General features: G+C 60.7%; 10 protein-coding genes. All 10 read left to right on the top strand.

What is annotated here, in order from left to right:
* The 10 genes from GHO25_RS12045 to GHO25_RS12000 all read left to right on the top strand — a co-directional run bounded on the left by GHO25_RS12045 (position 1) and on the right by GHO25_RS12000 (position 12,723).
* Complete coding sequence (locus GHO25_RS12045; protein ID WP_082148814.1) at positions 1-1,179, top strand: pyridoxal-dependent decarboxylase; 1,179 nt, start codon at positions 1-3, stop codon at positions 1,177-1,179.
* 10 nt (positions 1,180-1,189) lie between these two features.
* The gene (locus GHO25_RS12040; protein ID WP_048373901.1) at positions 1,190-2,764 is read left to right on the top strand and encodes an acyl-CoA ligase (AMP-forming), exosortase A system-associated; all 1,575 of its coding nucleotides are present in this window, start codon (positions 1,190-1,192) and stop codon (positions 2,762-2,764) included.
* Positions 2,765-2,768: 4 nt separating this feature from the next.
* A complete protein-coding gene (locus GHO25_RS12035; protein ID WP_048373903.1) occupies positions 2,769-3,764 on the top strand; it encodes a hypothetical protein in 996 nt (331 codons plus the stop codon).
* Between the two features lie 36 nt (positions 3,765-3,800).
* Positions 3,801-6,803 (top strand): citrate/2-methylcitrate synthase, encoded by a 3,003-nt coding sequence (locus tag GHO25_RS26320; RefSeq protein WP_082148815.1) that lies wholly within the window; start codon positions 3,801-3,803, stop codon positions 6,801-6,803.
* A 77-nt stretch (positions 6,804-6,880) separates the two neighbouring features.
* Positions 6,881-7,543, top strand: a complete 663-nt coding sequence (locus GHO25_RS12025; protein ID WP_048373904.1) for a class I SAM-dependent methyltransferase — start codon at positions 6,881-6,883, stop codon at positions 7,541-7,543.
* Between the two features lie 25 nt (positions 7,544-7,568).
* Positions 7,569-8,630 (top strand): TauD/TfdA family dioxygenase, encoded by a 1,062-nt coding sequence (locus tag GHO25_RS12020; RefSeq protein ID WP_048373905.1) that lies wholly within the window; start codon positions 7,569-7,571, stop codon positions 8,628-8,630.
* Between the two features lie 2 nt (positions 8,631-8,632).
* Positions 8,633-9,628 carry an ATP-binding cassette domain-containing protein gene (locus tag GHO25_RS12015; protein ID WP_153390855.1) on the top strand — a complete coding sequence of 332 codons (996 nt, stop codon included), beginning with the start codon at positions 8,633-8,635 and terminating at the stop codon, positions 9,626-9,628.
* Positions 9,621-10,712 carry an ABC transporter permease gene (locus GHO25_RS12010; protein WP_153390854.1) on the top strand — a complete coding sequence of 364 codons (1,092 nt, stop codon included), beginning with the start codon at positions 9,621-9,623 and terminating at the stop codon, positions 10,710-10,712. Before GHO25_RS12015 ends, GHO25_RS12010 begins: the two co-directional genes overlap by 8 nt.
* Before the next feature lie 47 nt (positions 10,713-10,759).
* Entirely contained in the window at positions 10,760-11,302 is a 543-nt protein-coding gene (locus GHO25_RS12005; protein ID WP_153328512.1) for a permease, read from the top strand.
* Positions 11,299-12,723, top strand: a complete 1,425-nt coding sequence (locus GHO25_RS12000; RefSeq protein WP_153390853.1) for an FAD-binding oxidoreductase — start codon at positions 11,299-11,301, stop codon at positions 12,721-12,723. Before GHO25_RS12005 ends, GHO25_RS12000 begins: the two co-directional genes overlap by 4 nt.
* Positions 12,724-12,736 lie beyond the last annotated feature (13 nt).

Raw genomic sequence — 12,736 nt, 5'->3', positions numbered from 1 at the left:
ATGACAACCACTCACGCCTCCCCGCCGGTTCGGGACGACGCAGCAGCAGCGACCGATCAATGGCTGCTGAGTCTTAAAACGCCGTGCTATGTGCTGGACCCTACTGTCGTAATGGCCCGTTACGCGGATTTACGCGAACGGTTGGGTACGCCGTTGATTGTGTCACTCAAGGCCAACCCCAACCTGGATCTGTTGATCCGTTGCGGCCACGCGTTCATCGACGGTGTGGAGCTGGCCAGCCTGGGCGAACTCGATATTGTGGCGGGCCGCATCAACGCCCCCAAATACGTGAACAACCCGTCCATGGATGAAGATTTCATGCGCGCGGCCCTGGCTTCACGCTGCACGTTCATTATCGACAGCCTGGAGCAGGCGCAGCGACTGATTCGCGTCATCGGTAAACAGGCCGCGCCGCACACGGTATTGCGCCTGAACGCGGGCCAGTTGGTCAGCTCGGGCAAACACCCGGCGGACCATTTCGGCATGAGCCGCCACGACGCCTTGCTGACGACGACTGCATTGACCCAGGCCAACGTGCCCGTCGTCGGCCTCCATACGTTTGCGGGCTCCAACAGTTTTCACATCGATGACAAGGGTTCCGATGCTGCCGCCCTGGCCCACGCACTCGCGGCCTTTGCGCCGCAGGTCGCACACATTACCGGCATGCCGGTTGAGTTTCTTAACGTCGGGGGCGGTTTCTCCGAGCACTTCCCTAGCCAGGCGCAGACGTTTGACGCGTATCGCCAGCGTATTGCGCCGCTGCAAAAAAACTTCAAGGTCGTCCATGAGTCAGGGCGCGGCGTCTTCGCGGGTGCAGGCACTTTCGTGACCCGTGTGCGTTCAATCAAAGCCTTGGGTGAGCGCTACGTTGCTGTCTGCGACGGTGGCCTGAGCCACAACTTCTTGCTGGCCAAAACTGAATCCATGTTGAAGCAGTACGCGCAGCCGCGTCTGCTGCGGCGCCAGCAGGCGCCGGTTGATGCGCCCACGTTGCCGATCCAGTTCGTGGGCAGCACTTGCAGCCGCGCCGACGTGATCGGCTGGAGCCATGACGCTTCGGCGCCGCCAAGCGTGGGCGATCTGGTGATCTTCGAGAACTGCGGCGCCTACAACCAGACGTACAGCGTCAGCGCATTTCTCTCGCAGAGTCCCGCACACACCTATATCCACCAATCCTAGGGACGTCACCATGACCGCCCACATCAGTTTGTACGACCTGTTGAAAGACAGCGCCCACCACCATGGCGACCGCCGAGCGTTCGCGCAGGGCGCAATGATGGCGACTTATTCAGAACTGCTGCAAGACGTGCGCCTGACGACAAAGAGGCTGGCCGATAGCGGCGTGCAAGCGGGCGAACGCGTCGCGGTGTATGCGGGCAAGCAGTACGAAACCGTGGTCATGTTCCTGGCGATCAATGCCCGGGGTGCGATCCTGGTGCCCATCAATCCGCAGCTCAAAGAGCAACAGGTGCGCCATATCCTGCTGGACAGCGGTGCGCGCTTGCTCGTCAGTACGGGCCCACGCCTCAGACGTATCGAGGCGATGGTCAAGGACATCGAAATCGATGCCTGGCCGCTGGAAAGACTGCAACCCGATCACCCGGACACGCCGACCGATGCCGCGCTTGCTGACGCACACAGCGCCGTCACCGACAGTGACCCTGCGGCCATTTTGTATACCTCCGGTTCAACCGGACGGCCCAAAGGTGTGGTGCTGTCGCAGCGTAACCTGGTGTCTGGCGCCCATAGCGTCGCTCACTATCTGAGCTTGCGGGCCGATGACGTGATCCTGGGCATATTGCCGCTGAGCTTCGATGCCGGGCTCAGCCAACTGACCACGGCACTGGCCAGCGCAGCCTGCTACGCGCCGCTGGACTTCCTGCAAGCGAGCGAAGTGCCGACGTTCTGCGAAGCCCATGGCGTCACCGTGATTACCGGAGTGCCGCCGCTCTGGATGCAACTGGCCTCAGTACAGTGGCCGCAGCCTACCGGCGCACGCCTTCGCTGCTTTGCCAATACCGGCGGGCATATGCCACCGCCTTTGCTGGAAAAACTCAAAAGCGCATTCCCCGATGCGCTGCCCTACCTGATGTACGGCTTGACCGAGGCTTTCCGCTCGACCTACCTGCCACCGGAAGCCGCCGCCACACGGCCCGACTCCATCGGCAAGGCAGTGCCCAACGCTGATATCCGTGTGATGCGCCCGGACGGCACCGAATGTGCGGCGGGTGAACATGGCGAATTGGTGCACCGCGGGGCATTTGTCACGCTCGGGTACTGGAATGACCCCGAGCTGACCGCTCAGCGCTTTCGTCCTTGGCCACGCCCGGACTCGCAGATTTCACGCACCGAAACAGCGGTCTGGTCGGGCGATATCGTCTACCGCGACAGCGACGGCTTTCTGTATTTCGTTGCGCGCAGCGACGACATGATCAAGACCTCCGGCTATCGCGTCAGCCCCACCGAAGTCGAAGAAGTTCTGTTTGCCGTGGATGACGTGGCCGAGGCAGCAGCGTTTGGTGTACCGCATCCGCAACAGGGCGAAGCCATCATCATCAGCCTGTTCGCCCACCCGCACATTCAGACCACCGCCCAGGCATTGATCAAGCTGTGCAGGGAAAAACTGCCGACCTACATGGTGCCGCTGCATGTGTCCTTCCATGACTCGCCTTTACCGCGCAACCCGAACGGCAAGATCGACCGAAAGCAGTTGAAGCAGCAGTTTTCCGAGTTTTTCTCTACCTCACTTACGGTCACGGAATAGCACCATGCTTCGAATTCGCGCTATCGCTTCTCACGTTCCCGACACGACCCCGTTCCAGGCGGTGCAAGCCCGGGAAAAAAACATCGGCTATGGCCATTTGTTGTACAAGTCAGCGGTCTTTTCCATGCCACGCGGCAAGGGCAGGATCGACGCCGAAGAAACGCTTCGGCTGCTTCCCACGGCGAGCATCGAACTGCCGGTAGCGCCCCCTGTGCAAAGCGGCGCCGACCTGGCGCTGGAAGCCGTCGCGCTGTTGCGTGAACAGATTCCGGCCGAAACGCTGGCACAGGTGAGCCACATTGTGGTGACCAATGCCGCCCTTAACCAACGCATCAATGAATCGGTCGCAGGCCGTATCCAGCATGCACTGGGTTTGCCCAAAGCCTTGCCTTTCGCCATCGGCCAAGCGGGGACGGCGGGGGTATTCAACGCTCTGAGCATGATCGAGGCGCTGGTCAGCCTGGGCGGCAAAGTGCTGTTGGTGGCGTCCGATAAGTGGCTTTACCCCTTCTTTCGCGCCTGGGGTGATCTGGTGGTGTACGGCGACAGTGCAGCGGCCATCTTGCTCGATGGCGACGGTGAGGCCGGGCCAGGCTGGGGGTCGATCCGCGCCTCGGCGATGCACTATGGCGCAGCCATCGATAACCCTTGGGGGCTGACACCCGCCGCCCTTGCCGAACGCCTGCATCCGCTGGCGGTGAGCGCTGCGCAAACGGCGATCGAGCGGGCTGGCCTGAATGCCAGCGATATCGATTGGGTGCTGCCGTCAGGGTTCGGCGACAGCTTTACTCTGGGCGTCAGCCGTGAACTGGGCATTGCGCAAAACCGGCATTTCGAATTCGGTGCCCGGCCTCATCACTCGAGCGCGGCGCCCTTGCTGTCGCTCATGCGCCTGCGTGCCAGCCTCCCCCCCGGTAAAACAGCCACCGTCTTGCTGTGGGATGCAGCCTTGTGCGGCACTGCCGGGGCCATTGTGGCCGAGATCCAGGCTGGCGCCTGACCCCAGATACACACCGCTTATTAATCAGGAAAACCTATGTCTGCTTATAAAGTCAGCCTGCGTGAGCTTCGCTTTTTTTTGTGGGAACTGCATAAAACCGACCAGAATTTTCTCGCTCGGGCGCCGTTCAACGACAAGAACCGTGCCTACTACGATGCCTTACTGGAGCGCGCCAGAGCGTTCGCCTATGAGTTGGGCAAAGCCTATCAAGCCTCCGACCGGCAGGAGTGCCGCTTGCTGGAAAACGGCACAGTCGAAATCCCCAAAGAGTTCCACGGGCTTTGGCAACGTTATAAGGATGAGTGGATTCAGGTACTGGGCAACGACAGCGAATCCCAGCAACCGGCCTTGCCACCGCTGATCCGGCAAGCCATCCAGGAAATGTTCATGGGCGCCAATCCGGCGTTCATGACCTACGGCGGCTTCAATTTCCCGGCCATCAAACTGTTGAAGCTGCATGGTACCGCAGCGCAAAAAGCAACGTACCTGCGCAAGCTTCAGCACTACGACTGGGACGCGTGCTTCTGTGCCACCGAGCAGCAGGCGGGAAGCGACCTGACGGCTGTCACCACCGTCGCAAAACCTCTTGAAAACGGCGAATATGCGGTCAGCGGCGAAAAGGTCTACATCTCGGCGGGCATGCATACGCTGACCGAAAACACCGTTTACTTTGTCTTGGGCCGCATTAATACCACCACCTCGACCTCCTACTCGCTGTCTTGCCTGCTAGTGCCGCGCTTCTGGCCTAACCCGGAAACGGGAGAGCTGGAAGACAACCATGTCGAGTGCACGTCCTTGCTGCGCAAAATGGGCTTGAAGGGCTGCGCCAATACCCAGCTGGTGTTTGGTCGAAGCGGCACCACCCGCGCTGTTCTGCTGGGCGATCGCAAGAATGCCGGGTTGCTGCAACTGGTGCCCTTGATGAACCAGGCGCGTATGAGCACGGCGATTATTGGTCTGGGTCTGGCTTCCAGCGCCTATCTGCACTCAGCCGATTTCGCCGGCAAACGGCTGCAAGGGCGAGCCATCAGCCGCACGTCCGATGCCAGCGCCCCTGCTGTGCCCATCATCGAACACGCCGACGTGCAGCGCATGCTGCTGGAAATGAAGGCTCGGGTAGAAGGCTGCCGTGGGCTGCTCGGCAAATTGACCGGCGCGTCGACCCAGGCGTTTGCCCTGGAAGCCGAGCCGGTACTGGACGAAGCTCAGGTCGAAAAATTCCGCAAACTGGTGCTGCTGTTCACGCCGATCTGCAAGGCTTTCGTCTCGGACCAGGCCTGGAAAATCTGCGAGCTGGCGATCCAGGTGCATGGCGGCATCGGCTACACCGATGCTTACCCTGTGGAGCAAAATGCCCGCGACGTGAAAATCCTGTCGATCTGGGAAGGTACCAACTACATCCAGTCCCAGGACCTGGTGCGCGACAAGCTGGGTTTTGGCAGGAACTCACGCCTGATCAAGTTTCTGCGCGAAGAGCTGGATGCCTTCTTGAACAGCACACTGGGGGCCGGTACTGAGCTACAAGGCCAATTCCCGCTGCTGGAAAACGCCATGGTCGCCGTTGAGCAGGCGCTCTCATGGATCAATGAGCACGTGCGTGCCGGTCGCACACACGAAACCAGCCAGTTTTATACGCGTTTCCTGGAAATGCTCGGCCTCACCGCCAGCGCCTGGGTCTTGCTGGAATCGGCCTGCCTGGCAGAGCGTCAGTTACGCCAGCCACAAAGCGCTGAAGAAGCGGCTTTTTACCGTGGCAAGGTCAAGACCGCCCAGTATTTTTTCGCCAACATTCTGCCGACTGTGACGCAGCACGCCCACGCCATAGAAAACCTGTTGGTCGCCCACGGCAGCATTACGCTGGATGAGTTGGTCCAGGCCGACACGCCCACTCCCGCACCGGCGCAGAGCCTGTTTGGCGGACCGCGCACGCTGTATCGCGGCACCAACATCGACGGCGCCACACTTGAGCCCAATGAAGGCCTGTGGGTCAGGGGTCGCAACCTCAATGACCTGATCGGCAGCGTCGACTTCCCCACGGCGCTATGGCTGGCATGGTTTGGCAACCTGCCGTCCACCACGCAGAGCCAGGCCATTGACGCGGTCCTGGTCCGCATTGCCAGCCACTTGTCGCAGGAGCCCGCCTATCGGCGTGGCATCGAAGCCGTGGCCGCCAGCGGTGCCGGCATCGTTCAGGCAGCAGCCTGTGGCCTGCTCGGCGATTTGGCAACGCTGGAAAATATCGCCCTGATCGAAGCGAGCGCGCGCGGTTTGCCCACGCATGCGGACTTTATCCAGGGCCTGGTCAGCATTGCCTCAACACCGCACTTTCTACACGCGGCGCTCGGTTATGCCGCCCACGGCGCAGCACCGATCCAACACGCCGAGGCCGTGCTGGCTGCCATGGGCGCGACGCGCATCGACGCCCTGTCCATTCGTGTCATCGACGCCCTGCTGGTGGCCTGGCACGCCGGGTTCGGCTACATCACGCCAACGGTGCTGGTACCCCGTACCGCCATCGGCACCGGTGTCAGCATTGCGCAAGCCGTGGCGGCCGGGTTCATGGCCAGCGGGCCTAACCATGTCGGCGCAGCCGAAGAAGCGATGACCTGGCTCAAAACCATCAGTGCGCAAGCCAGCCCTGCGGACATACGCCAGGCGGTCGACCACGCGCTGGATCAACCCGGCAACCTGCTGTTTGGTTTCGGCCATCCGCTGTTCGTGCAGGACCCACGACCGCCGCATCTCAGAGCCCTGTTTGCAGAATGGGGATTCGGGGGGCGCTACCTGGAGGTTTTCGACGTCGTGTGTGCCCACGTCCTGGAGCGTAAAGGCCTGCGTCCGAACATTGATTTCATCACCGCCGCCGCCCTGCTTGATCTCGGCGTGACGCAAGCCCGCTGGGGTGTCGGACTGGGGCTCTGTGGCCGGGTGACGGCCATGGTCGCGCATGCCATCGAACGGCGTGATCGTCCTGCTTTCGGGGTCGGCAGCAAAGCCGCCCGCACGTTGTTGGCCACCGTTCCAGTGGGGTGGCTGTAAGACAGCCAGACGCACACCGCCCTTGCTATGCCAACGCCGAAACCTCTTTTAACGCCCTCTACTGCTGGAGCTTAAAAATGTTATTGAAAAACCTGCGACCTGCCGACGAATACGACCGCTTTGCCTCGCAAGCCCTGGAACCCTGGGACGTAATGTTTGTTACCCGCATTCGCCAGATTGCCCGCGACCTGCCGCCCGGCGCCCTGGTCGATATCGGCACGGCCACCGTCGTGGTGCCGGTACGGCTGGCGGCCGATCCGGTATTAAAAGGCTGGCATTTCATCGGCCTGGATCTGGACGAAACCATGCTCGAGGGTGGCCGACCGCGCATCGAAGCGCTCGGCCTGAGCGACACCATCGAGCTCAAGGTGGGCGACGCCCTGGACCTGCCCTTCGCGGACAACAGCCTGACCATGGCGGTCAGCCGCGCCACCTTGCATCACTTGCCGGACAAGGTGAAAAGCCTGACCGAGATGTACCGCGTACTGCAGCCCGGCGGCGTCGGTCTGGTGCACGACATGCGCCGCGACGTAGCCCCGGAGTTGCTGGAAAAATTCACTCAAATGCGCGCTTCGGTGGGGTATCCACCGACCCACGTCGAAGAAAAAGTCACCCTGCAAGAAGCGCGCGAGTTGGTTATCGAGGCGGGCCTGGAGCATTGCACAGTGGTGACCAGCCCCCGTTCGGGCATGGGCGCACTGGGTTTCGAAATCCTCATTAAAAAGCCTTTGTTGGCTTGATACGCAACTCGCCGGGGACAAGGCTATGGATCAACGTACAGATCGGGTTGAGCACTTTCAGGCAATGCTGGGCAGCTCGCAGGTGCAGTGTGGGTTCCTGTCACACGGGCCCATGCCGCTGGTCATAACGCCTGTAGACAACACGCTAAGCACTGACAGCGAAGCGTTTGCGACGTGGTATCGCCAGCACCGGGCGGTCTTTGACAGCCTGCTGCTGGAGTTCGGCTGCCTGTTGTTCCGTGGTTTTGCCTTGCGCGAAAACGCGGACTTCCAGGTGATTGCGCAAAACTATCCTGAGCACGCGTTCGGTTATATCGGCGGCGCCACGCCACGCAAGAACATTGAGGGCAGAGTCTACGAATCGACCCGTATCCCGCCCACCCTGAAAATCGGCCTGCATCAAGAAAAGGCCTACATGGCGCACTACCCACTGAAACTCGCCTTCTTTTGCAAACAGCCCTCGGTAGAAGGCGGCGAAACCATTCTGTGTGACATGCGTGCCGTTACCCGCCGCTTGCCAGCGCCCTTGATCGAACGCCTCAGCGCCGCGCGCATTCAGTATGTGCGCAACTTCCGGGCACCCAGCACGCCCGAGAATGAACCGCGCAACACCCATATGCGCGAATACCACCGGCCCTGGGATGAAGCATTCCTGACCGATGATCCGCAGCGGGTGGAACAGCTGTGCCGCGAGACACACCTCGATTACCAGTGGCTCGAAGATGGCAGCATCACGGTGTCGCATACCGGTGACGCCGTCTTGAAACATCCGCAGACGGGCGAGTCCATCTGGTTCAATCAACTGTCGACCCAGCACAACAATGCCCGCTCCCTCGGCAAACCGGGTTACGCCTACATCCAGCACGCCTATCAGGACAAACCGGCCCGCCCTTACGATGTGCGGCTGGGCGACGGTACGCCGATCCCGGAGGCTGACATCGCGCCGATCTACGACGCGCTTGAGGCGCAGGAGATCGCTTTCCCCTGGCGCAGCGGTGACATGCTGTTGATCGATAACATTGCTGTTGCCCATGGCCGCAACCCCTTCAAAGGCCAACGCGATGTCCAAGTCGCGTTGTTCGATTGACCATGAACAGTCCAATCCTGCTGACAGACGACAAACACGGGCTGCCTGAACCTGCCGTGCATCCTGAGGTGCAGTTGGCAGCCAGGCCCACTTATGCGATGGAAGCCAAACTGATCCGGGTCAGCGCCGGCAGTTTCCGCTTCGAGGTTCGCGATCTGCATTTTCGACGCGGCCTGCATACCGCCATCATCGGCCCCAATGGCGCCGGTAAGACCACGCTGATCGAAGCCTTGCTCGGGTTCCGTCAGGCGCATCTGGAAGAAGCGCAGATTCTGGGGGTGGCGGCGCCGCGTTTTCTGCAAAGCACCCGCCACCGCAAGCGACTGGGGGTTCAATTGCAGCGGGTCGAGTACGAAGACTCGTCGAATGTGCGGGAGATCCTCGATTTGCATCTGGCCCTGTACGGCAAGCAAGACCCGCAGGTGGCGCAGGCTCTGGATATCGAAGCGCTGCGCAAACTGCCTTATCGGGCACTGTCACGCGGCCAGAAACAGCGGCTCGATTTGTTCGTGGCGCTGGCCCACCACCCGGAACTGGCAGTCCTTGACGAGCCGTTTACCGGGCTTGACCGCGCGTATATCGAGCGCGTCGCACACCTGCTGCGCTACGACCTGGCCGGCCTGACGATCATCATGATTTGCCACTCGGAAGAAGAACTGGATGCCGCCAGCGACGTGGTGTGGGTGTGCAACGGCGGGGTTGAGTATCGAGGTGATAAAGAATCACTGAAGAACCGCCTCGTCGGCGCCTTCCATGCTTATTTGCAGTTGGACGATGTTGATCAGGTCAACGCCATCTATCAGCAGTTGCAACGCGAAAGCGCCACGCTGCGGTTGTCGATGCCATCACGCAATGAAATCAGCGTGTATGGCACGCAGGAACTGGAGCCGTTGATACGCCGCCTGATCGGCAATGTTGCGTTCCAGCACTGTGAATTCGGCCCCACCCACTACCGCGATATGTTGCACCTCTGCGCCCAAGGAGAACTGGATGCTTAGCGTACTGGCGATATTGACGCGCAACGAACTGCTGGGATTTTTTCGCAGCAAGTCGGCGCTGTTTTGGGCGCTGGCCTTCCCGATCCTGCTGCTGACCGTGATGCTGATGGCTTTCGGTCATCGAGGCTCACTCGGTACAGTCAAGGTCGAGTTTGTGGCGGCAGGGGTCCAGACCAGCCCGGACACCAACTGCCAGTTTGCGATCCAGCAGGCATTTGCGGGCGGTGATCCCGTAAAGGCTGAATTTTCAACCGTCCACAACACTGCCTCCGTCGCAGCAGACACGGTGCGCATTGTATTCCCGGCAGGCGATGGCCCGTTGCAAGTGCAATACGACTTCAACGGCCAGCTCGCGGTACGCGCCGCCGCACGTGTGATCGAGATTGCTGCGGTCAGGTGTTCGGCGGCCAAGCGCGGCATTGTGTCGGCAGACCTGGTGCATTTCGAAGACACGGCCTCCGGTGCCAAGCCCTTCGACTACGGCCAGTTTTTTACCACCGGCATTTTGGTCATCTGTTTGATGTCTCTCGGCATCATGTCCACCGCCTTGTCAATTGCCAGCTTGCGTGAACACAACGCGCTCAAGATCTACGCCTGCTTTCCTGTGCCGAAGCTGGTTTTTCTGGCCTCTATCCTCGTGTCGCGGGTGGTCATGATGCTGATTTCGGTGGGCTCCTTGCTGCTGGTGGCGCGGTTTGGATATGGCATCGACCTCTCGCTATGGAGTGTGCAGACCTTGCGCGCGTTGCCGGTGATTGTGCTGGGCGGCGTCATGTTGCTGTGCCTCGGCACCCTGCTGGCCAGTCGTACCGCCTCGATAAAAGAAACCGAATTGCTGTGCCATCTGATCCATTACCCGGCCCTGTTCTTCGGCAACCTGACCATCCCGTTGAACGATGCGCCCGCCTGGATCAAAACCATGCTCTCGGTGATTCCGATCAACCAGTTTGTCTCGGTACTGCGCCAAGTGATGCTCGACGGTGCGTCCCTGGCTTCGCTGTGGCTGCCCCTGTTGGCCCTGGCAGGCTGGACCGCTTTGTTCCTTACCGCCGCTACCTTCATGTTCCGCTGGCACAAAAATTAAGCCCCGACCCCGGGCATTTCATTGCATCTCTATTCAAGGAAACCAGCATGTCTATCAGCAAGCTAGGCCGTGCCTATTTGTCGAATGCCAGCGCATTCATTCCGGTTATCGTGTTCCTTTTGTATGGCCGTTTTGGCCCAGGTGAGGCAGGCGTGCGCTGGGATACCGCGTATGTGGTCAGCGGTATTCTGAGCATTGCGCACGTGTTCTGGCTGTTCAAGTACCGCCCTGGCCATTGGATCGCACTGGGCGTGGATCTGTACCTGATGATTGGCGCCCTGCTGGCGTGGGTCTCTACCGCGGCGTTGCAAGTGTGGGGGCAGGAGCTGGGGGCTGCACCCGTGCTGGCGTGCGTTTTGGTGATTGGCTTGGGCGCTACCCGGCTTTCGCCACTGGGTTTTATCGGCGAAGCCAGCAGCGATCATGGGTTGATTAGAAAACTCTCGGTGATGCTGCTGGTGGCCGCTGCTATCGCCGTCGCGGTGTCACTGGCTTTTCGCCATAACACGTTGCTGGGAGGCGTATTGCCCATCGTCGCGCTGGTGCTCACACGCAGCCAACTGCTCAAACGCGTGGTTGCGACGCCATGAGCAACCTGGAACCTGCATCGGGGCTCCACGCGTTCCTGATCGAAGTCGCCGAGGGGCTGGGGCAGGCGTCACTGCTGACCGGGGCGGCCTGTGCACCTTATGAAATCGACGTTGCGCAGTGCCGGGGCAAAGCCGCGGCGGTCGTGCTCCCGTGTGATACCCACGCGGTCAGCGCGCTGATGCGCATCGCGGTGCGCCATCGCATACGGCTGGTCGCCCAAGGTAATCGCAGTGGGTTGGTGGGCGGCGCCGTCACCGACAACTCCGGCACGCAAGTCATCGTGTCCCTTTCGCGCTTACGCCGAGTGCGCGAGATTGATCCCTTGAACCGCACGGTCATTGTCGACGCTGGTGTGCTCTTGTCTGAGTTGAATCGCCAACTGGAGCCCCATTCGCTGTGTTTCCCTATCGATGTCGGCAGCGATCCGGCGATAGGCGGACTGATCGGCGCCAATGCCGGCGGCAGCCGCTTGCTCAAGCATGGCGACGTGCGCCATAACCTGCTCGGCATCGAGGTGGTGCTGGCCGACGGCGACGGCACCGTGGTGCAGTTGCTCGCGCCGTTGCGCAAGAACAATACCGGGCTCGACCTCAAGCAGATGTTTGTCGGCACCGGCGGCGCCTTCGGGATCATTACGGCGGCGACGCTTGAGCTCAAACGCCTCGATCAGTCGACACAGAGCATGTTTGTTGCCTTGCCTGACCATGGGACAGCGCTTGAGGTGCTGCAGGCCTTCGAACTTCAATTTGGCGATCTGCTGTGTGCGTTCGAAGTGATATCCGAGGCGGCGCTCGCCATTACGTTGCGCAACTTTCCTACCCTGCGCCACCCGTTCAGCCAATCGTCGGCAAGCTGTTATGCCCTGATTGAAGTTGCCAGCAGCATGCCTGGCTTACACACAGTTTTTGCGCAACGAACCGAACAGGTGCTGGAAGCGCTGTATGAAAGCGGCCGGGTTCTCGACGCTGTTCTGGGTAACACCAGCAGCTTTTGGCCACTGCGAGACAACCTGCCGTTGGCCATCGCCAAGGAAGGTATCCCGCTCTCATTCGACGTGGCGTTCTCGCGATCACAGTTAGTGGCTTTCAGAGATCAAGCTGCACAGTGGCTAGAGCAGGAACATCCGCTGCTGCAGCTTTACGATTTCGGCCATTTTGCCGACGGCGGCTGCCATTTGATTGTGCTTGTCCCGCACGCGCATATCGCCCAGTACGGCATCGCCAAGATCGTCGCTGTGCGCAGCGGCATTTATAAGCGGGTGTCCGAAAACGGCGGCTGCTTCAGTGCAGAGCATGGTGTCGGGCCAATGAATGCCGCTTATTACAGCAAGTACACGGCGCCTGAAGTGCAGCACATCAGCAGGGCCATGCAGCAGTTGATGGACCCGCAGGCTGTGCTGGGCCGCTACCGCTATACCTAGAGCGAACCGCCTG

Source organism: Pseudomonas sp. FSL R10-1350 (genome assembly GCF_009600525.1).
GTDB lineage: Bacteria > Pseudomonadota > Gammaproteobacteria > Pseudomonadales > Pseudomonadaceae > Aquipseudomonas > Aquipseudomonas helleri.
This window is presented reverse-complemented; position numbering and strand designations above follow the sequence as displayed.